General features: G+C 60.8%; 22 protein-coding genes and 2 pseudogenes. 13 read left to right on the top strand and 11 right to left on the bottom strand.

Annotated features, from left to right (window positions below; genetic code table 11):
- The first annotated feature begins 208 nt into the window (after positions 1-208).
- Positions 209-829 carry a ubiquinol-cytochrome c reductase iron-sulfur subunit gene (petA, locus tag ACUN0E_RS01635; protein ID WP_445565411.1) on the top strand — a complete coding sequence of 207 codons (621 nt, stop codon included), beginning with the start codon at positions 209-211 and terminating at the stop codon, positions 827-829.
- 127 nt (positions 830-956) lie between these two features.
- Here petA and ACUN0E_RS01630 read toward each other — a convergent pair whose 3' ends face one another.
- Genes ACUN0E_RS01630 through coxB form a run of 5 tightly spaced genes read right to left on the bottom strand, consistent with a single transcriptional unit; the run spans position 957 to position 6,592 of the window.
- Positions 957-2,387, bottom strand: a complete 1,431-nt coding sequence (locus ACUN0E_RS01630) for a c-type cytochrome (RefSeq protein ID WP_445565410.1) — start codon at positions 2,385-2,387, stop codon at positions 957-959.
- Positions 2,388-2,389: 2 nt separating this feature from the next.
- Positions 2,390-2,842 carry a hypothetical protein gene (locus ACUN0E_RS01625; RefSeq protein ID WP_445565409.1) on the bottom strand — a complete coding sequence of 151 codons (453 nt, stop codon included), beginning with the start codon at positions 2,840-2,842 and terminating at the stop codon, positions 2,390-2,392.
- On the bottom strand, positions 2,839-3,480 hold the full coding sequence (locus ACUN0E_RS01620) for a cytochrome c oxidase subunit 3 (RefSeq protein ID WP_445565408.1): 642 nt from the start codon (positions 3,478-3,480) through the stop codon (positions 2,839-2,841). Before ACUN0E_RS01620 ends, ACUN0E_RS01625 begins: the two co-directional genes overlap by 4 nt.
- Position 3,481: 1 nt before the next feature.
- On the bottom strand, positions 3,482-5,521 hold the full coding sequence (gene ctaD / locus ACUN0E_RS01615) for a cytochrome c oxidase subunit I (protein ID WP_445565407.1): 2,040 nt from the start codon (positions 5,519-5,521) through the stop codon (positions 3,482-3,484).
- Between the two features lie 30 nt (positions 5,522-5,551).
- Positions 5,552-6,592 carry a cytochrome c oxidase subunit II gene (coxB, locus tag ACUN0E_RS01610; RefSeq protein ID WP_445565406.1) on the bottom strand — a complete coding sequence of 347 codons (1,041 nt, stop codon included), beginning with the start codon at positions 6,590-6,592 and terminating at the stop codon, positions 5,552-5,554.
- 230 nt (positions 6,593-6,822) lie between these two features.
- On the opposite strand from coxB, the gene ACUN0E_RS01605 reads away from it, so the two are divergent.
- From ACUN0E_RS01605 to ACUN0E_RS01585, 5 genes are read left to right on the top strand one after another with little or no spacing between them, the layout of a single operon-like run.
- Positions 6,823-8,655: a thiamine pyrophosphate-requiring protein gene (locus tag ACUN0E_RS01605; RefSeq protein ID WP_445565405.1), complete on the top strand. Its 1,833-nt coding sequence runs from the start codon at positions 6,823-6,825 to the stop codon at positions 8,653-8,655.
- A 7-nt stretch (positions 8,656-8,662) separates the two neighbouring features.
- Complete coding sequence (locus tag ACUN0E_RS01600; RefSeq protein WP_445565404.1) at positions 8,663-9,784, top strand: enolase C-terminal domain-like protein; 1,122 nt, start codon at positions 8,663-8,665, stop codon at positions 9,782-9,784.
- A gap of 17 nt (positions 9,785-9,801) precedes the next feature.
- Positions 9,802-10,806 (top strand): hypothetical protein, encoded by a 1,005-nt coding sequence (locus ACUN0E_RS01595; protein WP_445565403.1) that lies wholly within the window; start codon positions 9,802-9,804, stop codon positions 10,804-10,806.
- Complete coding sequence (locus ACUN0E_RS01590; protein ID WP_445565402.1) at positions 10,803-11,468, top strand: gluconate 2-dehydrogenase subunit 3 family protein; 666 nt, start codon at positions 10,803-10,805, stop codon at positions 11,466-11,468. The genes ACUN0E_RS01595 and ACUN0E_RS01590 overlap by 4 nt, the downstream gene beginning before the upstream one ends.
- Positions 11,458-13,101: a GMC family oxidoreductase gene (locus tag ACUN0E_RS01585; RefSeq protein ID WP_445565401.1), complete on the top strand. Its 1,644-nt coding sequence runs from the start codon at positions 11,458-11,460 to the stop codon at positions 13,099-13,101. Before ACUN0E_RS01590 ends, ACUN0E_RS01585 begins: the two co-directional genes overlap by 11 nt.
- 214 nt (positions 13,102-13,315) lie before the next feature.
- Here the strand turns inward: ACUN0E_RS01585 and ACUN0E_RS01580 are convergent, their stop codons facing one another.
- The 3 genes from ACUN0E_RS01580 to ACUN0E_RS01570 all read right to left on the bottom strand — a co-directional run bounded on the left by ACUN0E_RS01580 (position 13,316) and on the right by ACUN0E_RS01570 (position 14,163).
- Positions 13,316-13,441 carry a hypothetical protein gene (locus ACUN0E_RS01580; RefSeq protein WP_445565400.1) on the bottom strand — a complete coding sequence of 42 codons (126 nt, stop codon included), beginning with the start codon at positions 13,439-13,441 and terminating at the stop codon, positions 13,316-13,318.
- Between the two features lie 115 nt (positions 13,442-13,556).
- A complete protein-coding gene (locus ACUN0E_RS01575; protein WP_445570347.1) occupies positions 13,557-13,964 on the bottom strand; it encodes a GFA family protein in 408 nt (135 codons plus the stop codon).
- Positions 13,965-14,010: 46 nt separating this feature from the next.
- On the bottom strand, positions 14,011-14,163 hold the full coding sequence (locus ACUN0E_RS01570; protein WP_445565399.1) for a DUF6496 domain-containing protein: 153 nt from the start codon (positions 14,161-14,163) through the stop codon (positions 14,011-14,013).
- A gap of 351 nt (positions 14,164-14,514) precedes the next feature.
- Here ACUN0E_RS01570 and ACUN0E_RS01565 point away from each other — a divergent pair, with 351 nt between their 5' ends.
- The 4 genes from ACUN0E_RS01565 (at position 14,515) to ACUN0E_RS01550 (ending at position 18,177) form a co-directional block, all read left to right on the top strand.
- Positions 14,515-15,417: an SDR family oxidoreductase gene (locus ACUN0E_RS01565; RefSeq protein ID WP_445565398.1), complete on the top strand. Its 903-nt coding sequence runs from the start codon at positions 14,515-14,517 to the stop codon at positions 15,415-15,417.
- 7 nt (positions 15,418-15,424) lie between these two features.
- The gene (locus ACUN0E_RS01560; RefSeq protein ID WP_445565397.1) at positions 15,425-15,700 is read left to right on the top strand and encodes a hypothetical protein; all 276 of its coding nucleotides are present in this window, start codon (positions 15,425-15,427) and stop codon (positions 15,698-15,700) included.
- Between the two features lie 266 nt (positions 15,701-15,966).
- Complete coding sequence (locus ACUN0E_RS01555) at positions 15,967-16,326, top strand: DUF3022 domain-containing protein (RefSeq protein ID WP_445565396.1); 360 nt, start codon at positions 15,967-15,969, stop codon at positions 16,324-16,326.
- Positions 16,327-16,575: 249 nt separating this feature from the next.
- Entirely contained in the window at positions 16,576-18,177 is a 1,602-nt protein-coding gene (locus ACUN0E_RS01550) for a CheR family methyltransferase (protein WP_445565395.1), read from the top strand.
- Here ACUN0E_RS01550 and ACUN0E_RS01545 read toward each other — a convergent pair.
- The gene (locus tag ACUN0E_RS01545; RefSeq protein ID WP_445565394.1) at positions 18,170-18,355 is read right to left on the bottom strand and encodes a hypothetical protein; all 186 of its coding nucleotides are present in this window, start codon (positions 18,353-18,355) and stop codon (positions 18,170-18,172) included. The two genes, ACUN0E_RS01550 and ACUN0E_RS01545, sit on opposite strands and share 8 nt — an antisense overlap.
- 364 nt (positions 18,356-18,719) lie before the next feature.
- On the opposite strand from ACUN0E_RS01545, the pseudogene ACUN0E_RS01540 reads away from it, so the two are divergent.
- A pseudogene (locus ACUN0E_RS01540) lies at positions 18,720-18,965 on the top strand (PAS domain-containing protein); the annotation flags it as partial.
- Between the two features lie 167 nt (positions 18,966-19,132).
- On the opposite strand, the pseudogene ACUN0E_RS01535 reads toward ACUN0E_RS01540, so the two are convergent.
- A pseudogene (locus ACUN0E_RS01535) lies at positions 19,133-19,336 on the bottom strand (transposase domain-containing protein); the annotation flags it as partial.
- 552 nt (positions 19,337-19,888) lie between these two features.
- On the opposite strand from ACUN0E_RS01535, the gene ACUN0E_RS01530 reads away from it, so the two are divergent.
- The gene (locus ACUN0E_RS01530; protein WP_445565393.1) at positions 19,889-20,128 is read left to right on the top strand and encodes a hypothetical protein; all 240 of its coding nucleotides are present in this window, start codon (positions 19,889-19,891) and stop codon (positions 20,126-20,128) included.
- 462 nt (positions 20,129-20,590) lie between these two features.
- The gene (locus ACUN0E_RS01525) at positions 20,591-20,875 is read left to right on the top strand and encodes a hypothetical protein (RefSeq protein WP_445565392.1); all 285 of its coding nucleotides are present in this window, start codon (positions 20,591-20,593) and stop codon (positions 20,873-20,875) included.
- A 5-nt stretch (positions 20,876-20,880) separates the two neighbouring features.
- Here the strand turns inward: ACUN0E_RS01525 and ACUN0E_RS01520 are convergent, their stop codons facing one another.
- Positions 20,881-21,930 (bottom strand): winged helix-turn-helix domain-containing protein, encoded by a 1,050-nt coding sequence (locus ACUN0E_RS01520; RefSeq protein ID WP_445565391.1) that lies wholly within the window; start codon positions 21,928-21,930, stop codon positions 20,881-20,883.
- Between the last annotated feature and the right edge of the window lie 248 nt (positions 21,931-22,178).

The following is a 22,178-nucleotide window of genomic DNA, read 5'->3' as shown; positions in this document are numbered from 1 at the left end:
CAATTTCGCACATACTGACCTGTAATCGCAATACGTGTCAGTACCAACGTGCGTCTCTTTGCAGTTGGTCCCGGAAACATTCCGCGGATTGAATTCTCATAGCTCGAACGTCGGGTGAGACGCCCAGATTGCGCAGGTGAACAGGGCTGGGCGAACCCATGCACATCAAACAGTCATCAACTCAGGATCCGGATTCGGGAGCGAGAAAATGGAAACTGTTCAATCGCCGCATGAAGATAACAGCCGTCGCCAATGGCTGATCACCCCATCAATCGCAGGCGGCATCGCCGGCGTGGCAACCCTGGTCCCTTTCGTTGCCTCGATGGCGCCGTCGGAGAAAAGCAGAGCTGCCGGTGCGCCCGTCGCGGTCGACATCAGTCGGCTGCCACCAGGTGCCATGATCACGGTCGCGTGGCGCGGCGTGCCTGTTTTTCTCGTCAATCGCGCACCAGCGATGCTCCAAGCGGTCAACATCGCAAATTCCATGGTCGCAGACCCATCGACGGAGCGTCCCTTCTCGATGCCGCTGCCGGACTATTGCAAAAACGAATATCGCTCCCGCGCCGATCATCAGAACCTTCTTGTCGTCGTAGGCGTTTGCACGCATCTCGGCTGTACACCACGGCCACGCTTTGAGCCAGGTCCGCAGGTAAACCTGCCGGATAGCTGGCCCGGCGACTTCCTGTGCCCCTGCCACGGGTCGACGTATGATCTTGCCGGCCGAGTCTTTAAAAACAAGCCCGCGCCGGAAAATCTCGACGTACCGCAATTCAGGTTCGCGTCGGCGACAACGGTAACGATTGGTGAAAATGAACGAGGAGAGGCGTAACGGGATCGTCTGGTAACGACGCGGCAGCATCAGGGCGGTCAGCACCGGTCACTACCGCAAGCTTCCTCATGGTGTCTTCCCCTCAGGTAAGCGAACTGAAACGAATCGTTGAAACCCGGACTCCGCGCTACTTGTGCAATGCGCTGCGCACGCCCGACACATCGTGCGTCGTCACCGGAGCCGCCGCGTTGCCCCACGTGTTGCGAATAAAAGTCAGCACATGAGCCACTTCGTTGTCGTCGAGCTTGTCGGCGAAGGCCGGCATCTTGCTCGGCTCGGGTCCTTCTTCGGTATGCGGGCTGCCACCGCCTTCGACAAGCAGACGCACGAGCGACGTCGTCGAAGCCGACAGCACCGCCGGATTACCCGCGAGCCGCGGGTACTTCTGCGCTACGCCCCCGCCGTCCAAGTGATGGCATCGCGCGCAATAACTCGCGTAGATCCCCGCACCCGGCCGCTCGACGTCGCCTGTCTTCAGCGCTTGCGCGGTTTGCTGCGCTGCACGTGAACGGCCATTGAAAAGTCCACTCTGCGCACGTGGTGGCAGGCTCTTCAGATAAGCGGCAATTGCATTGAGGTCCGCCTCGCTCATGTATTGCGTGCTGTCCTCCACGACCTGCGCCATGCTCCCGAACGTGATCAATCCGCCGCCGTGGCCATGTTTCAGGAACGCGGCGAGATCGGCGGCAGGAATTCGGCCGAGACCCGACCCGGGATCGGCGGTGAGGTTCGGCGCAAACCAGTGGTCATTGGTACCGCCCGTCAGATAGAGCCTGCTGGATTCGCTGTAGCCGCGCTCCTCATAGGCGGGACCGCGCGGCGTGTGGCAGGCGCCGCAATGGCCGAGCGATTGCACCAGATAGCCGCCACGATTCCATTGCGCGTCGCGCCCGGGCTCTGGCTTGAACGGGCCGCCCGGTGCGAACGCCCAGTCCCAGAACATGAGTGCCCAGCGCTGGCTGAACGGGAACGGCAATCGGGTCTCAGGCGCGGCTACGGCGACAGGTTGCACGCCATGCATGAAGTAGGCGTAGAGCGCGTGCATGTCGTCGTCTGTGATCTTTGCGAACGAAGGGTATGGCATCGCCGGATACAGCCGCTTGCCGCCAGGCGCGACCCCGTCGCGCAACGCACGCGCGAAATCGTCGTAGCTATAGCTGCCAATGCCTACGTGCAGATCGGGCGTGATGTTCGACGAATAGATCGTGCCGAACGGCGACGCCATGCCAAGGCCGCCCGCGAATGGCGGGGACAGGATTGGCCTGATTCCTGGTTGCGTCACGCGTGGCGCGGCCGTGTGGCAGCCGGCACAATCGGCCGCTTGAGCCAGGTAGGCTCCGCGTGCGATTTGAGCGGCGTCGGCGGTGCCGTTGACTGCCCCGCTCGCAGCGACAATCGCCGCATTCGCCGTTGGTGCGGCCGCCGGCGACGCCGCGATGCTTCCCGTGATACCTGACGCAAGCGCCGACGCCACCACCACGCCGAACGCCGCGCGCTTCTGTAACCGCAAGCGCTGCGGGGCACATCGAGGAACCGGGTTATCGTCGAAGGTACGCATCGTCACCACCACCTGCAAGGCGACACGATTGCCAAGGCGACATCGGTCGCGATCAGTGCGAACAGGAATACCGCGCTGCACATTGCCGCCACGCAGCTCAGAAACCACTCCAGCTCAGCCCGGGTGCGCCGCGCGCCGCTCAACGCGCCCCACTGCTTCGGTCCAATCTTCCGCACATTGCGCCACGCGATCAGGCTGCCGAATGCACCCCCGACCAGACATACTCCACTGATCGTGAAGAGCGCGGGCTGCATCCACGGCACGATCGGTGCAGATAACGGATGGTTGAACGGATAGCAACTTTGCGCGGCCAGGGTTTCCGCTATCACCATTTGCAGAAGCCATGCGAGTGGCGGCACCAGCAGGCCGACCAGCGCCCGCCGCATCGATAGATGCGCGGCCTCGCGCATTCCATTCGTTCCGCCACCCGGGCGCGGCGTCGTGTGCTCGCTCATGTCGCCCCCCGAAAGAGGTAAGGCGTCAGATAGAGGGTGCTGAAAATGAAGAGCCAGACCACATCGACGAAATGCCAGTACAGACCACCGATCGTCAACGTGGCGCAGCGCGTTTCGTCGAAGTAGCCGAGCGCGGTCCATAGCAGCAGAAACAGCAGGACAACAATCCCGACCGCGACGTGCGTCATATGGAAACCGGTGATCGTGAAGTACAGCGATCCGTAAAGATGCGTGGTCAGGCCATACGGGTGATCGTGCCACTCGACCAGTTGAATGCCGATGAATACGCAACCGAGCACGACTGCGAGCGCCATTGACATCACGCCCCAACGCAGACGCCTGCGACGCACGCAGCGCTCGCATAGCCAGACGAACCCGCTGCTCGAAAGCAGAATGCCCGTATTCGCGATGCCGAGCCCGAGTTTGGGAAGCCCTTCAGGCGGCCAATGCTGCGAGCTTTGCGAAGCCAGATACAGATACGAAAAGATCAGATAGCCGAACAACGCGCCTTCGGTGGCGATCAGCGTGAGGCAACCCCACCATCCCCCAGAGCGCTCGCCTGCGCTGCCCATAGGCAACGGACGCGCGGGCCCGGCGGGTTCAGACAACGGCTGATTCAGATCGACAGCGTCGCTCATGTCAGCCTCCCGCGTCGTGAACCGCTGTCGGCTCACGCTGGATCAACGCACGTTCAGGCCACAACCAGACGATGACCGATACCGCGCAGCCCGCCAGCATCGCGCCCGCGAAAATCCACGCACTGAGCGCGAGCCCCGCGAACACGAGTGTCGCGAACACCGCAAGCCAAAACGGCGCATACGAATCACCGGGCATCTTCAGGATCACATCGGGAAGCGCTTCGAGCGCGGTCGTGCCGAGCGCTTCGCGTCCCTGTGCGAGCAGATAGCCTTCGTCGAGTTGCGAGCGCGTATGGACGGCGACGCCGGGTTCGTCGATCCGGCCTTCCCACAATGGATGGCGACTCGCGAGTGTTGGCACGACCGCGAAGTTGTACGGTGGCGGCGGAGAACTCACCGACCATTCGAGGGTGGGCGCGTCCCACGGATTGTCGCCCGCTGGTTTGCCGTGCTTCAGGCTCACTAGCAGATCGACCAGAAAGATCAGCACGCCCGCCGCGAACAGAAACGAGCCGAGCGACGTGACAAGATTGACCGTATTCCATCCCATATCGGCGGGATAGGTGTAGATGCGCCGCGGCATGCCCAGCAGTCCGGCGATATGCATTGGAAAGAAGGTCACGTTAAAGCCGATGAACAGCACCCAGAAGCCGATCTTGCCGAGGCGCTCGCTCATCATCCTGCCGGTGAATTTCGGAAACCAGAAGTAGATGCCCCCGATCACTGGAAAAACGTTGATGCCGAGCAGCACATAGTGCAGATGCGCGACCACGAAGTAAGTATCGGTGAGTTGCCAGTCGAACGGCACGGCTGCCGTCATCACCCCCGACACGCCGCCCACCACGAACAGCAGCACAAAGCCCGCGAAGAACAGGAATGGCACGCGGAATACCGGCCGCCCCGTCCAGATGGTCGCGATCCAGGCGAATGTGGCGACTGCGCTGGGAATCGCGATCACCATGCTTGCCGCGCCAAAAAAAGACAATGCCAGCGCCGGAATGCCGGTCGCGAACATGTGGTGAATCCAGACCACGAAACCGATCACCATCGTCGCGACCGTGGAAAGCGCAACCGGGCCATAACCGACCAGCGGACGCCGACAGAAGACAGGCAAAGCATCCGATACGATACCCATGGCCGGCAATACGACCGCGTAGACCCACGGATGCGCGAAGATCCAGAACAGGTGTTGCCAGAGCAGCGGTCGGCCGCCGTTGAGCACATCAAAAAAGTGCGTGCCGATGCGCCGGTCCATCCACAGCAGAAAAAACGCGAGGCTTACCGAGGGCACCGCCAGCAAATTGCCGCCCGACGCAGTCAAGGTGCCCCACACCAGCACCGGCATACGGTCGAGCGACATGCCCGGCGCACGCATACGCAATAGCGTGACCACAAAATTCATCGAACCGACGGTCGTCGAGATGCCGAGCAGCACCATGCCGAGCGCGTAGACATCGATATTCGGCCCGGTGCTGTATTCAAGTCCGGAGAGGGGCGCGTAGTTGAACCATCCGGCGTCCGGCGCCTGTCCTGCCGGAAAACTCGCGTAAAGGAAAATCCCCGCGAATAGAAACAACCAGTAAGACAGCGCATTCAGGCGCGGAAACGCCATGTCGCGCGAACCGAGCACGAGCGGCCACAAGTAATTGGAGAAACCGGACAGCACCGGCAGCGCGTAGAGAAAAATCATCGTCACGCCATGCATCGTGAAAAGCTGGTTATATTGCTCAGGCGTAAGCACCGTCGCATTCGGGCGCGCAAGCTGGATACGCATGATCAGCGCTTCGATACCACCCATCAGCAGAAAGACGAAGGCGGTGACGAGGTAACGCAGGCCGATAGTTTTATGGTCGACCGTGGACAACCAGCCTCGCCAGCCCGGCGGTGCTTCCCATATCTCATGCAGGCGCTTCTCGTCCACACTGCCCGGCGCCACCCGCCCATGCTGGGGCGTGCGGACCAGTGGCAAGCCGGCAGCAACGCCGCGCAAAGTGCGTTGCGATGCGTCACGTGTTGCGGCAGTCGAGGGATGATCGGGCATTGAAAGGCGCTCCGTGATGTCAGCAGGGTTTCAATGCAGCGTCGCCAGATAGGCCGACAATGCGGCGGCATCGCCGGTGGTCAACGCAATATCGGGCATCAACGCTTCGGGTTTGATCTGCTGCGCATGCTCGATCCAGTCGAGCAGGTGATCCGGTGTATTGGTGAGCGTGCCCGCCGCGATCGTGCGGCGCGAGCCGAGATGCGTGAGGTCGGGCGCTTGCAGGCCTTGGGCATCGGTGCCGCGAATCGTGTGACAACCCGCGCAGCGCTCCGTGAACAGATGCTGTCCGGCCAGCACCGCAGTGCTCTTGCCGGCAGGTGTCACGCTCTGCCCTTGCGCGTCGCGCCACGCATTGAAATCCACGGCGTTTTGCGCGACCACTTCGAAAGCCATATGCGCGTGTTGCGCGCCGCAAAACTGCGAGCATTGCCCGCGGTAGACCCCCGGACGGTCCGCCTGAATCCACTGTTCGTTGATTTGTCCGGGAATGGTCTGCGTCTTCCCCGCGAGTTGCGGGACCCAGAACGCGTGCACGACATCCGCGCTTTTCAGTTCCACTTTGACCGGCTCGCCAACCGGAATATGGATTTCGTTCGCCGTGCTGAAATTACGTGCCGGATTGGGATCGTCGGCGTAATCGACTTTCCACCACCAGTCATATGCGGTGACGGTGATCGTCAATTGGGGATGCGTGGCTGGCGACGCAACCGACTCCAGCGTCATCAGGATGTACACGAGCATGGCCAGCAACGCGACCGCCGACATACCTGTGCCAATGTAAATCCAGCGCATCCCACCGGCCTCGGCGTGCAACGCCCCGGCCGCGACCGTCGGGCGCTTGCGGGTGATCGCCCCCACCAGCAACCCCGCGATGATCAGGGTCACCAGGACCGCAATAGTAGCTAGCACCCAGCCAAGCCGCATCGTCGGACTGGCCGCAGGGCCAGCCGCGTGAAGGAAGTAGTTCAGCGGAGCGGCCGAATCAGCGCGAACCAGTGACGGCGCAAGCGTGGCCAGCAAGGAAACGCCTCCGAGCCATGCGCGTGGATATCGTGTTTTGATTGTCATCCCTGCGGTCACTATTCACGCTCCCTGGAATCACGGCCGTGCAGGCGTGCCCTCTGTCTGCAAGCGGGACAAGGTGGAAAAAGCAGTAGCAAAAAACGATCCTCGACAGCACCTTGACGTCGGCTTTCATTTCTTCCGGAGTGAGTCGCCCGACATTACTCTTCTGAAAGAACGCGGAACAATGCTTGCGAAGACATAGGCAATCCCATTCCTTCTGCCTGGAGCTGTCCATGTCCCAAACCGTTGGTGACTTCATTATCGAGCGGCTGCATGCATGGGGCGTGCGGCGTATCTACGGCTATCCCGGCGACGGTATCAATGGCGTATTCGGTGCCCTCAACCGCGCGCAATCTGCAGCGAAGAAGTCCAGATCCGGCAATCCCACCTCGCCGATCGAATTCGTCCAGGTTCGCCATGAAGAAATGGCCGCCTTCATGGCCTCCGCGCATGCAAAATTCACCGGCGAACTCGGCGTTTGCATCGCAACCTCAGGCCCTGGCGCGTCGCACCTGATCACAGGCCTCTACGATGCGAGAATGGACCACATGCCCGTGCTCGCCATCGCGGGCCAGCAGGCCCGGGCGGCGCTGGGCGGTCACTACCAGCAGGAACTCGATCTCGCTTCGATGTTCAAGGACGTCGCCGGCGCCTTCGTCGAACAGGCTTCGGTGCCCGCGCAGGTGCGCCATCTTGTCGATCGTGCCGTGCGCACCGCGCTCTCCGAGCGCAAGGTCACGGCGATCATCCTGCCGAACGACCTGCAGGACCTGCCTTACGAAGCCCCCGGCCGCAAACACGGCACGCTCCATTCGGGCGTGGGCTATCGCGCCCCGCGCCTCGTGCCCTATCCCGACGATCTGCAGCAAGCTGCCGACGTGCTCAACGCGGGCAAGAAGGTGGCGATCCTCGTCGGCGCCGGCGCGCTGCACGCGACCGACGAAGTCATCGCCGTGGCTGAAAAACTCGGTGCAGGCGTTGCAAAAGCACTCCTCGGCAAGGCGGTCCTGCCGGACGACCTGCCATGGGTGACCGGCGCCATTGGCCTGCTCGGCACCAAGCCGAGCTATGACCTCATGATGGAATGCGACACCCTGCTCATGATCGGCTCCGGCTTCCCTTACTCGGAATTTCTGCCGAAAGAAGGTGCGGCGCGCGGCGTACAGATCGACCTGAAAGCCGACATGCTGAGCCTGCGCTATCCAATGGAAGTGAATCTCGTTGGCGATAGCGTCGAGACGCTGCGCGCACTGCTGCCGCTCCTTGAGGAAAAAAAAGATCGCGCATGGCGCAAGAAAATCGAAGGCTGGACTGAAGACTGGTGGAAAACGCTCGACAAGCGCGCGCACGAAGCGGGCAAGGACGCGGTCAATCCACAGCGCACCGTCTGGGAACTATCCAAACGCATTCCGGTTAATGCGATCGTCACGAGCGACTCCGGCTCCTGCGCGAACTGGTATGCGCGCGATCTGAAGGTCCGGCGAGGCATGATGTGTTCGCTATCGGGAGGCCTGGCGTCGATGGGCGCGGCGGTCCCCTACGCGATCGCTGCCAAGTTTGCGTTCCCCGAGCGTCCCGTGATCGCGCTGGTCGGCGACGGCGCAATGCAGATGAATAACATGGCCGAACTGATCACCGTGTCGAAGTACTGGGAAGACTGGGCCGATCCGCGCTGGATCTGCATGGTGCTTAATAACAGCGATCTGAACCAGGTCACGTGGGAGCAGCGCGCCATGGAAGGCGATCCGAAGTTCGAGGCGTCGCAGGATATTCCGTCCGTGCCGTATCACAAGTTCGCGGAGCTGATCGGCCTGAAGGGTATTTACGTCGACAACGAGGAACGGATGGGTGCCGCGTGGGACGAAGCACTGGCGTCGGATCGGCCGGTCGTCATCGAAGTGAAAGCCGATCCGAATATTGCACCGTTGCCGCCGCATATCACGCTCGCGCAGGCCAAGGCGTTTGCGTCGATCTTGATGAAGGGCGATCCAAACGAAGGCAATGTGATCGTCGAAACGGCCAAACAGGTGCTCGGCGCAGTACTCCCCGGTCATCACGACAAGTAAGCGCGCCATGAAGCATCGCACCGCAACGAACGGCGCTTCGCAAGCGCCAGTCACCGCCTTACGCGCCAGTGCTTACCGCATTCCGACCGACGCGCCGGAAGCGGACGGTACATTCGCGTGGGAGGCAACTACGCTGGTCGTTGTCGAAGTGGACGCGGCCGGGGCGACGGGAATCGGCTACACGTATAGCGATAAAAGCGTCGTCGCATTGATTCATGACACGCTCGGTGAATTCGTGTTGCACAGCAACGTATGGAACATTCGCGAGGTCTGGCAGCGCATGCAGCGTCAGGTGCGCAATCTCGGGCGTTCGGGTCTGGCGGCCACGGCGATCTCAGCGGTTGATTGCGCGCTGTGGGATCTGAAAGCGAAGCTGCTCGGCTTGCCGCTCGTGCAGTTGCTCGGCGCGGCGCGCGAGTCGGTGCCGCTCTACGGTAGCGGCGGCTTTACGACTTATAGCGACAAACAGATGCGCGAGCAGCTAGCCGGCTGGGTCGAGCGAGATGGGTGCCGCTGGGTAAAGATCAAGATCGGAACCGAGCCGGAGAAAGATCCCGTGCGAATGGAAACGGCGCGCGCAGCGATTGGCGATGCGGGACTTTTTGTCGACGCCAATGGTGCATTCACGCCGAAGCCCGCGCTGCATTGGGCGCAGCGCTTCACGGAGCAGCGGGTTGAATGGTTCGAGGAACCGGTCTCGTCGGACGATGCTGCGGGCTTGCGCTTCGTGCGTGAGCGCGCGCCCGCTGGCATGGAGATCGCCGCCGGCGAATACGGCTACACGCTCGACGACTTCCGGCAACTGCTGGCGGCGCAATCGGTCGATGTCCTGCAGGCCGACGTGAGCCGCTGTGGCGGCATCACCGGCTTCATGCAGGCCGCCGATCTCTGCGATGCCTTTCACGTGCCGCTGTCGGCTCACTGCGCGCCCGCCTTGCATCTGCATGTTGCGTGCGCCGTGCCGCGCCTGCGTCATCAGGAATGGTTTCACGATCACGTACGGATCGAGTCGATGCTGTTCGACGGCGCGCCGCGGGCGATAGACGGGGCCATCGCGCCCGATCTGACCCGCCCGGGTTGCGGCCTTGAATTCAAGTTTCCCGACGCCGCGCCGTATCAGCTCAAATAACAAAGGGACCCGCTTACATGAGTTCTCAACGAGTTTCAGGGCTGGTTTGCGCTGTGGCGGGCGTGACAGCCGTGGCCGCACTCGCGCTGCGGGCGAAGCGCGAAAGCGCGGGCCTCGAAACGACGAGCGCGATAGAGCGCGCCTTGGGTGCGAGCAACCTTGCCGCGCCCGCGCGATTGACTCTGTTGCCTGCGCCTCAAACATCCGGCGTCCAGACTCACATCGCAGCAGCCCGGCGCTTTAATCACAGTTCCGCGCTGCTCGCGCTCTCCGTACTCACCGACAGCGCGATGGAGCACTATCGCGGCTCGTTCGACAACCCGGCGATGTATACGCCGCTCGTCTCTGCCACGCTCTCGCTGCTGGCCGGTCTGCATGGCGGGCGGGATCACCGGCAGCAGACTCATCAACTGCGCCACGCGATCTATCTCGGCGCGGCCGTCGCGGGCGTCGCGGGGACGGGTTTCCACCTGTACAACGTCACGAAACGGCCCGGCGGCTGGAGCTGGAACAACCTCTTTCATGCGGCACCGGTCGGTGCACCGATGGCGCTGCTGCTCTCTGGCGCGCTTGGCGCCGTCGCCGAACAGTTGCGCGACGAGCCCGCGCACGACCCGCAATTGTTCGGCATGCCGGCCGGTCGTGCACTTGGGCTGCTGGTGAGCGCGGGGTTGATCGGCACGGTCGGCGAAGTCGCGCTGCTGCATTTTCGCGGCGCGTTCCAGCATCGCGCGATGTACGCGCCGATCCTCGTACCACCGCTCGCCGCCGCGCTGCTCGCCCAAGCCGCCCTCGCCGCGCCACGCGAGCGCTGGCTCACGCGGCTCTGGCTGCGCGCCACCACGGCGCTCGGCTTTGTCGGCGCGGGATTCCACGCACGCGGGATTGCGCGTCGCCAGGGCGGCTGGCGCAACTGGAGCCAGAACCTGTTCAACGGGCCGCCCCTGCCAGCGCCACCGGGCTTTTCTGCGCTGGCGCTGGCCGGCCTCGCGGCCCTGCGTCTGAGAGAGAGCGAAACATGAGCGACCCGAACCGCACGACCAGATCCACCCGCTACCCCGGCTACGATGTACTCGACAAACGCAGCACGCCGTCATGGGACGAAGCGACCCGCAGCGTGATCGCGCAACGGCTCGCCACGCCAGCCGAGCCACACTTCTTCAATGCGATCGAATGGCTGACGGTACGCGCGCTGTGCGCGTGCATCGTGCCGCAGGCAGATGCGCTGCCAGTGGTTCCGCTTGCGCAGTTGCTCGATGCAAAGCTCGTGAAAAATACCGGCGACGGCTACCGCGACGCCCGCCTGCCGCCGCTTCAGCAGGCATGGCACACCGGCCTTGCCGCGCTCGATGCCGAGAGCCGCGCGCGTCACGAGTTGCCGTTCAGCAGCCTTGAAAAGCCCAGCCAGGTGGCGCTGCTCGAATCGATGCAACGCGGCGAACTGACGAGCGACGCATGGCACGGCATGCCCGCCAGACTTTTCTTCGCCGAACGCCTGCTGCATGACATCTGCAGCATGTACTACTCGCACCCGCACTCGTGGAGCGAGATCGGCTTTGGCGGGCCGGCCAATCCCCGTGGCTACGTGCGCATGTATTACGACCGGCGCGACCCATGGGAGGCCGCTGAAGCGAAACCCGGCGACGAAGACGAAGCCCGCAAGGAGAACCAGCGTGCTCGATGAAGCCCAGCACCATCCGCGCGGCAAGAATGGACGCGCGCCCGATGTGTTCGAACGTGGCGGCTGGGTGCCGATGCGCGAGTATCCGAATGACGAGGAAGTCGACTTCGCGATCGTCGGTACAGGTGCTGGCGGCGGAACGCTCGCCTGCCGGCTGGCGGAGCAGGGCTTCAAGGTCGTCGCATTCGATGCCGGCGCATGGTGGCGTCCTCTCGAAGAATTCGCCTCTGACGAAAGTCATCAGGCGAAACTCTACTGGACCGACGAGCGCATCTGCGACGGCGAGAACCCCCTCAAGCTCGGCAATAACAACAGCGGCAAGGCCGTCGGCGGCAGCACGGTGCACTTCGCGATGGTGTCGCTACGCTTCCGTCCGGAATGGTTCAGATCGCGCAGTGTGCTCGGCTATGCTGCGGACTGGCCGCTCGATTGGCGGGAGATGTGGCGCTACTACGCGCAGGTCGAGGACGCGTTGAAAATCTCGGGTCCGGTCAATTATCCCTGGGGGCCGAAGCGGGCTCGCTATCCGTATCGGGCGCATGAACTGAATGCGGCGGCGCTCGTGCTCGCGCGCGGCGCGGAGGCGCTTGGCATCGACTGGGCGGCCACCCCTTTGGCGACGTTGTCGGCACCGCGCGGCAAAGCGCATCCGTGCGTGTATCGCGGCTTCTGCACCTCAGGGTGTGCGACCAACGCCAAACAGAGTGCACTGGTCACGTGGATTCCCCGCGCGCTGAGCGCCGGCGCCGAAGTCCGCGATCTGGCGATGGTCGGCCGCATCGTCACGAACGACGCCGGGCTTGCAACCGGTGTCGAATACCTGCGCGAAGGCCGTTGGCAATTCCAGCGCGCGAAGAACGTCGTGGTGGCCGGCTATGCAATCGAAACGCCGCGTCTTCTGCTAATGTCTGCAAACGGGCGTTTTCCGGACGGCCTTGCGAACAGTTCAGGTCTCGTCGGCAAGAATCTGATGGCACAGACGAACCAGGCGGTCTACGGAACGTTTGATGAAGAAATCCGCTGGTACAAGGGGCCGCCCTCGCTGGCGATTACAGAACACTGGAATTATAAGGATACCGGCAAGGATTTTTTCGGCGGCTACTGCTATATGAGCCAGGGGCCGTTGCCCGCCGGCTGGGCAAGCGTGCAGAACGGCCGTGGCTTGTGGGGCGATGCGCTGGCCGGCGAAATGCACAAGTACAACCATCAGGCCGGGCTGAAGATCGTCGGCGAAACGCTGCCGCAGGAACGCAACCGCGTGACGCTCGCCGACGAAAAGGACCAGTACGGGCTGCCCGTCGCGCGTGTGACGTATTCGTTGTGCGACAACGACAAGCGGCTGATCGCGCATTCGCTGGATTTCATGGAGCAGGCGCTAGGTGCTGCCGGCGGTAAAGAGATCTGGCGCGAAAACGACGACACGTGCCACCTGAACGGTACAGCACGTATGGGGGATGATCCGTCAGTCAGCGTGGTCAACGCCGATTGCCGGAGCTGGGATATCCGCAATCTATGGATATGCGATGGCTCGGTGTTTCCGACTGTCGGTGGCGTGAATCCTTCGCTAACCATTCAGGCGATAGCGTACCGAACCGCCGATCGCATCGTCGAACTGGCTGCGCAAGGCGAACTTTAAGCCACCCACCCTTGCAGGCCGGATATGCAGAGCGCGAGCCGATTTCAGTCGCGAGAGGTTAATGAAATCGACCTCAAGTCAGGTTAACGCTCCAACGTATCCTGCGCGAGTTTGCCAAGCCGAAAGCTCTCAGCATGTCCCCCATAAGCGAGCTATGACTGAACGGGCGTCCGCCAGCGGAGCGGACGCCCGTTCAGCGACGAGCGCCATGCCATTACGGCTGTCGCTGTCCACCCTGGTGCTGCGGTGCCTTTTGCTGGTTCTGCTGCTGTTGGCCTTGCTGTTTGCCTGTTTCCTTCGGGTCGGCGGGTTGGGAATTCGATTGCTTCGTATCACTCATGTCGACACTCCTTGCCGGATACGCCGGCTGCTTTTACAAAAAGAGCAAGCCGCGTTCCGCTGCGGACGCAGACTTTGCAACCGCAGAGCCAAGCGGGCCGCATTCATCCTGCGGCTTACGCGATTCTCCCTTTGTCATATTCGGTGCGCACGCCCGCGGGCAGCCACGGCTCCTTGTGACAACACCACAGTTCGTAACTCGGCTCATACAGCTCAACACGGTCGAAAGCGCCCAGCGGAAGATCCAACTCCTCGCCATCGAGGTATTCCATGAATGCCACCGATCCGCATACCGGGCAAAAATGCCTTCGCACTTCGGGCGAACTCTGCCAAGCCTGCGTCGGCCCGGAGAACGCTACAGCACCACGGTCGAACATCGCGTAACCGCCGAATACGTTGCCCTGTATTCGCCCGCACGTCATGCAATGGCATATCGACACTCGCCTAGGTCGCGCGCTCACGCGGAACCGCACCGCTCCGCACGCACACCCGCCGGTTTCTTCGATTGGTTCGCTGTTCGTCACCACGATGTACCCCTTCGCCCGCAGTCTGGACTGCGCGCCACCGGTTCTACTTCTCGCTCTTCTTCGGAATCTTTGCACCCGACTTGCGCGCCTGGTTCAACGCAATTGCTACAGCCTGTTTGTGTGGCTTACCGTGTTTTGTTTCGATCTTGACATTGTGCGACACGGTGTCCTTCGACTTCCCTCTCTGAAGCGGCATGATGTTCTCCTGTCGATCAAAATAGTCCTGAGGAAGCAGCCGCCCGGCGGAGCGGCTACACGTGGAGCAATCGCAGCATGCGGCGTGCCACTTTGGCGACGGACGTGCAGCGATGAGGCTCGGTTTTTCCGACCGTCGGCAGCGTCAATCCTTCACCGACCATTCAGGCGATAGCGTGCCGAACCGTCGATCGCATCGTCGAGCTGGCTGCGTGCGGCGAACTGCAAGACATCGCCGTGCGGGTGTACAGGCCCTTAACCCGGGAATGCCCGTTGCTCAATCCTTGAACCCACGCAGAAGGCGTCACGCGATGCCCGCTGCGGCCACCGACCGACGCAAAGGAGTGCGCACATGTCCGACACCAAAAACCAGTTCACCATGCAGGACCCCACGAAGCAATACGCCCAGCCGCCTTTCGAACGCCAGCCGCAGTCGCCCCCGGGCCTCGCGAAACAGATGAACCCGCAGCCCGATCACGGCGAGAACAGCTACAAGGGTTTCGGCAGACTGGCAGGCCGACGCGCGCTGATTACGGGCGCGGACAGCGGGATCGGCCGTGCGGTTGCGATCGCCTTTGCGCGCGAAGGCGCCGACATCGCGCTGAATTACCTGCCGAGCGAAGAAGCGGACGGCCGTGAAGTCATCCAGATGGTCGAGGCCGCCGGCCGCAAAGCTATCGCGCTGCCCGGCGATATCGGCGACGAAGCGTTTTGCACGCAGCTTGTCGATCAGTCGATCGGGCAACTCGGCGGCCTCGATATCCTGGTGAACGTCGCGGGCAAGCAGACTTACGTCGATGACATCGCCGAGCTTTCGACGGAACAGTTCGAAGCGACCTTCCGCACCAACGTCTTCGCCATGTTCTGGCTGTGCAAGGCTGCGTTGCCACATCTGCCGCCAGGCGCGACCATCATCAACACGACGTCGATCCAGAGCTATCAGCCCAGTCCCGGGTTGCTCGATTATGCGTCGACCAAGGCTGCCATCACGGCCTTCACCCATGCACTGGCAAAACAGGTCGTAGGCAAGGGTGTCCGTGTGAATGCCGTTGCGCCCGGGCCGGTATGGACGCCGCTGCAACCGAGCGGTGGTCAACCACAGGAAAAGGTCGAGAGATTCGGTTCCGAGGTTCCGATGAAGCGACCGGGACAACCTGCCGAACTTGCGCCGGTCTATGTGCTGCTGGCGTCGCAGGAGTCGAGCTTCGTGACGGGCGAAGTGTATGGCGTGACTGGCGGCAATCACCTGACGTGATCGGCGCATGTCCTCTGGCAGATCGACCGGCACCTACTGGCTTGCCGCACTTGCCGGTGTGCTTACAACGGGCGCTTCGCGAACCGGCGCGTCCGTCGAACTGGCCGCGCTGCCTGCAGCGCTATCCGCCCGCTTCGCGGCATTGCTGGTGCCCGCCGTGCCGCTCGGGCCGGCGGAATTGCTCAACACACCGCTGCTTGCCGAGTCCATCGCACCTGGGTTCCCGTTGTCCGTCCGCTTGCATCCGGAGGCCACCGCGACCAGCGCGGCGATCGAGACATAAATGAACTGATTCGTCATCGCCTGCTTCATGACCTGGTACCTCCAAAGGTATGTTGTGCAACATCAGGTTGCGTGCCGAATTTCTACCGAATAGCGAGCATTGGTCATGCCCGATTGCGGCTCTGGCAAAACGGTCGCTCTTTCGTAAGGAATGCGCATTGCTCCGCCTCCCGGTGATCACTTGTGACTAATCGACGGCGCACGGGCCCACGTGCGGGGATGGCGCCGTGACGACCTGTTCAACACGATGGCCTGCCGGAGGTACGGATGAATGAAGCGAACATGGACCAACGTCTCGAAGAAATAGAACTGGCGCTTGCCGCTATCTTCGAATCGCCCAAAGCACCAGCGGTCAGCAGTTATGACGAAGGCGCTCGCCTATTCTTGCAGTTATCATGGGTTGTCGAATCTCATCGCGATACGACGCTCGACGCGCGGTGTGTTATCACCCTTTCCCTGGAGCGCGAACAATTCGATCGTTATGCGTCGCTCGATACCGCGCAACGCAAGGCGTTTCAGGCGCGCCTGGCCGAATGGGTGCGCCAGGAGTTTGCCAGGCGCCAGAATTCGCCGGTATTGCAAGGAGACTGCGCAGTGGAACTGGCTATGCCGGACGAAATCCTCTGACTACCGGGCGTGGTCCTCGCATTGGGAAGCAACCTTGCCGCCAGCAGCGCATGGCTACGTGTTGGAAACCGCGCCCAAAAGTACACAACCTGGAATTCGACCCGGTAACGCTTGCCTGCTCGACCGTGGCGGCCAACCCGGCGCGACTTCTGCTTTTCTGTTTACATCGTCCGGTGTACGCTGGATGACTCATGCTACCGTCCCACAGCAAACCAACCGGGGCAGTCTACAGCCCCATCGCCCCTACTGATGACCACGCCAACATCCTCCGATCCGGGCCCTGGACAATCCGGCGCGACGCCTGCTTCGTCTAGATCCCCAACGTTTCCCGTGGTTGGCATTGGCGCATCTGCCGGCGGGATCCAGGCGCTTCTTCGTCTCTTTGAGCAAATGCCCGCGGACAGTGGTATGGCGTTTGTCGTCGTACTGCATCTTTCCCCAAAGTACGAAAGCTGCGCCGACCAGGTGCTGCAGCGGGCAACCTCAATGCCGGTCATGCAGGTTCGTGAGCCGACACACATCGAGAAGAACAGTATCTATCTGATCTCACCGTCCAATGATCTATCCATGTTTGATGGCTACCTTCGCGTGACGCCGGCGGAGCGCCCGCCCGGCAGGCCGGTGGCGATCGAGCGGTTTTTCCGCAGTCTCGCCAATGCACATGGCATTCGCGCCATCAGCGTGATCCTCTCAGGGACAGGTAGTGATGGTACGGCCGGGATTGGCCGGATCAAGGAATGCGGTGGCATTGCACTCGCCCAGAGCCCAGACGACGCCGAGTATGGCGAGATGCCGCAAAACGCAATTGCAACGGGACTCATCGACATGGCGCTGCCCGTCGTCGATCTTCCGCAAAAGCTGATCGAACTGTGGAGTAACGCACAGGTGATACAGCTACCGGCGGTTGACGGTGAGTCTCCGATAGCTGCGGCCCCCTCAAGTGCAAACGCTGCAGAAACGGCGGAAAGCGCATTGCAGGAAATCCTCAAGACGTTGCGGGTCCATACGGGGCATGACTTCCGTCACTACAAGCGCGCAACAGTGTTGCGGCGCATCGAACGGCGCCTGCAGGTCAATGCGCTTCCCGATCTGCCCTCGTACCTCCTTTTCTTGGAACGGCACCCCGACGAAAACAGGGCATTGCTTCGAGACATGCTGATTGGCGTAACCAATTTTTTCCGCGATCGTGAAGCATTCGAAGCGCTGGAACGAGAGGTCGTACCCAGAATCCTGGAAGGTAAAACTGACGAAGAACAAGCTCGCGCATGGGTTGCAGGCTGCTCGACGGGTGAAGAAGCCTATTCGCTTGCCATGCTGTTGTGCGAACGGTTGGCCGAAGGAAACCACGGGCCAGCCATTCAGGTATTCGCCACCGACATTGACGAACGCGCCATCGAGACGGCGCGTTCCGGCCGCTATCTGGAGTCCATCCTGACCGATGTGCCGCCCTCGCGGCTGCGGCAGTTCTTCACACACACGCGGGGATTTTACGTTGTCAGCAAGGCGCTCCGGGAAAAGGTTCTCTTTGCCGCACACAACATCTTGCGTGACCCGCCCTTCTCGCAGCTCGACCTGGTGACGTGCCGCAATCTGCTCATTTATCTTGACCGCGATGTTCAGCGGCAGGTCCTGCAGACTTTTCATTTCGCCTTGCGGCCTGGCGGATTCCTTTTCCTTGGGAAGCTCCGAGTCGGCCGAGATAGCTCAGGACCTGTTCGCGCCCATAGACAAGAAAAACCGCATCTACCGTGCAAATGCCGTCGCTCACAGAACGCGAGTGACACCCCAACTAACGTTGGACGGAAAAACATCGCTCGCATCCCAGGTCGACGTCGGACGGACTTTACCTAGACCTGCGAGTTTTTCGTTCGCGCCGTTGCATCAGCGCGTGATCGAACACTTCTCGCCGCCGAGCATCCTCGTCGACCGCGACGCTGAAATCCTGCATATGTCTGAACACGCTGGACGCTTTTTGCGTTACGTCGGTGGTGAGCCATCGCACAATCTGCTCACCGTTGTGAATCTTCATCTGCGTCTGGAACTGAGAACGGCACTTTATCAGTGCGCTACAGCATGGCAAAAGCGTCGAGGTTAAACGCATACGGTTCTCACGAGGCGACGCATCCTCCTATGTCAGACTCTCTGTGCACCCATTTCACGACGACGCAGCAGGTGGCGACGTCGTCGCCATCTTCTTCGACGAGTTTGACGGAGCAGAAGAGAGCGGCTCAGCTGATCCGGCGCGCCCTGCCAGTCAGGATCGGGTCGTCTCCCATCTCGAAACCGAGTTGATCCGAACGAAAGAACTTCTGCAGTCCAACGTCGAACAATCAAACCTGTCGACCCAGGAACTGAAAGCATCGACCGAGGAATTACAGGCAATCAACGAGGAAATGCGCTCGGCAACGGAAGAATTCGAAACCAGTAAGAAAGAGCTTCAGTCGGTCAATGAGGAATTGGTCACCGTGAATGCCGAGTTGCAAACGAAGGTCGAAGACGAAGCGAGGGCAAACGACGACCTTCAGAATCTCATCGTTTCGAGCGGCATCGCAACGATCTTCGTGGATCGGGCGATGCGGATCAAGCGCTTTACCGCGCCCGCAGTGAATATCTTCAACCTGATCGAGACCGATATTGGGCGGCCGTTGCTGGACCTCCGGCATCGCCTGAACTATCCGGAACTGGCTGCACTACGGTGTGTTCTGGCTGGGCGCCATCGTGACTGGTCTCCTTGCCGTCCTCTACGCGCAGTTGATCGTAAGCGCGAATTAACGCACACCGCAATGAGCCAGCGCGTAGGGCTAGATCATGCAGGAACTAATACGTCGAGCGGCTCGGCAACGTTGAACGGCAACAGATCGCTGATATCCGCATCCGCTGCACGCTGCGGTAGTTCGGTTAGCACGCGAAGCAGATAGGTGTACGGTTCAACGTTGCACGCGCGGCACGTGAGCATCAAGCTATAGATGATGGCGCTCGCCTTCGCCCCGGCGACGGTGTCACTGAACAACAGCAGTTCAGCGCGACCTTCGTGGTCAAGATTGCCTGAATCGTTCATTTCTCGTTTGGTATCGATCTGAATGGACGCAGAGTCAACAGTCTACGGCGTTGGGTTAGGTCGCAATGGGCAAGTATGCATGCATGGGACGCGGAAGTTCACAGTCCGACCTCACCAGCAGCGTCGCCGAGCGCGATGCAACCGCGACCACTTCCGATCGATTTTTGTAGCTCACGACGTTTCGGCGTGAGCCGATCAGTGAGCCCGCCTTTGCTGTCACGATCACAAAGCTATCCAGTTCTCGCTACTCCATGTTCAGACTTCCGCGCAGAGTCCACGGTCGAACGACGGCGCATCATTTTCGTCGCGATCAGTCGCCGCCCGTTTGAATGGTTACTTTCTTTGCTCTATAACTGTATCAGCAGTCCGAAGTGGACGTCTGTCCCATGCCGACGGCGCGAAAGCCCACGAACTTTGACTCGGAAGGAGGTTTAGCGATTGCGACCGGATGAACCAATGCTTTGTCTTTTCGACTCTCGATTAGCCTGGGTATCGGAGGTAATCATGCAATGTGGGTACCGTGGATGGATCATCGACGCGACTCCCGATTTCTCCCTTGGGAAATTCTTTGCACATGCGCGTTTGGTCCGCGTTTCGACTGACGATGAAGCCAACAGTGAAGTGCACATCGAGCGTGATCTTTCCTATTTCGACACAGAGGAGGAGGCGATCCAGGTTGCCCAGGATTTGGCGTATGCATGGATATGCGGGCACGCCGGCACCGTCGAAAGTTCGCGGGCCTAAGACGCCGAGATCCTGATATCGCTGAAAAGGGGTCGCTCACCATTTCAGTCTACAGCAGCTTTTATGAAGCGAATGCAGAGATTCCGTCTTCACTTCGCCCGACACTTGCAATTGGCCCTTAAGCTTTCCTTAAGCCTGTCTGACGCGATTTCGATTAGCACGCGCGTCGCTTGTCATATCAGACCACAGACAGATCCGACCCGCTGCAAGCTCAGAGTTGCACCTTCTCTCAGGTTCTAGCTCACCCGGATGCCAGATCCTTTCAAGCCGGCTTCGCGCCGGCTTTTTTTCTCGCCGCGTACGCCCCGGCGACGTGTACCACATTGCGACGCCTCGCACTCCCCTTCCTCTTAAGCTTTCCTTCAGCACCTTGACGTAAATTGGATGAAAATGGAAGACTCGCTCGGCACGTCAACTTAGAGTCATCAGATGTCTAAGGGGAAATGAAACCGGGAGCGACCGATGGCTCAGGTAAAAACAGGTAACTCCGCCATAGTGAATGCTCGCGCCGCTTATGTGCTCGAACTGGCACGGGGTTGCTCACACATCGGCAGCACGCTTACTCCAGACACGCGCGAGCGGGCAATCGCCGAAGTGCTGGTCGAGTTTCGTGAACTGTATGGGGAACGAGAACTCGTCCTGTTTCAAAAACTGCTTATCGAAGACCTGCAGCGACGAGGAAAATGGGACGCGGTCGTGGCCGTGGCAGCCGACAGCTTCAAATTCATCGCTAACGAGCCCGACTGATCTCATCAGCCCCGGCGTCTTGTAAGCAGATCCGCCACGCCGGCACGGGCGGCGATTTCCCAGATATATCCGCGAGAATAACTAACGCCTACCCGCTGATGAAGCAAGGTGCGCAAACGCGCGCTCGTCCAGTGATCAGCTTCTATGCCGTGTGCTCGCGGCGACTGCCTGAGCGCCGCGGCAATCCATACCAGCGTTTCATCATTGATCGGGGAACGCCCCTCCTCTGTGCGCCGCTTCGGCGATCGCATCCGGTGGTCCATTCCAAGCTTCCCGACGACGGTTCTCACGTGCCCACTGGAATGATAAATGCCGAACTTTTCCTTGATCAGCTTTTGAATATCCCCATTTCGCCAGAGTTCGGTTTCATGGCCGTGGGCCATGGGACTGCCTTCCAATGCCGCCCTTAGCCACTCGAGGGCTTCGGGGCCAAGCGTAGCACTGCGCCCGGATGACTTGATCTGTTCAACAGCCTCAACCCCATCAGCAACTACCATTGATCTGTATTTTGTAATGGTGCGCACGCTGATGTTGAGCGCTTTCGAGACGCGCTCGACACTGTCCCCATCCAGCAACATTTTCGCAGCAATTTTTCGACGCGCGGCATAGACGTCGCTTTGCGATTTCTGCGCGGTAGTAGCCGACGCCTTTTCTGAAGTTGAATAGGTGAGTCGGTATGCGAGGCCGTAACCCCGAACAAGGTAGCCAACATGCGAGGCTGAAAACTGGACTCCGAAACGCCGAAAGATCAATTCGCGCAGTTGGCTTATCGTCCACGTCGGCCCTGGATAGCCGTGAAGGCCAGGTGAGTGCTTGATGGCGCTAACGAGCCAGCTTTCCGAAGCATCGTCCAGTCGGGGAGTACTCCCCTGGATGGGAAAGCGAGCAAGGGCGGTAGCTCCCCCCCTTTCTATCAGGTCCTTGTATTTGCTCACGGTCGGAAGACTGAGTCGAGCCTTCCTGGACACTTCGCTAATACCCTCGCCATTCAACAGAAGCCTGGCGGCAAGAGCCCTGCGTTGCGCGAGCGGAATATCGTCTATCTGTTTGCCCATCGTCCCGAGGGAAAATCAATTGGTTGCTATGTCGCACTGCGCGATCGGTATTTATACACGATTCAAGACAAATTTCGGGCCGAGGCGGCTCGAAAAGCCTCACGACCAGATATGTAATCGTAAGCTTCGGGAAAGGACGACATCGGGCCAACTGCGCGGCAAAACCGCCTCATCATCGGACTTTTTGAATGGATATTAGCCGGAAGATTTCAGTCGCTTGATGTCTTTAGCCGGGTGCCCGTTCGTGG

The organism is Paraburkholderia sp. D1E, assembly GCF_052682275.1.
Note: the sequence above shows the minus strand (reverse complement) of the source record. Positions and strands in the feature narration are given on the sequence as shown.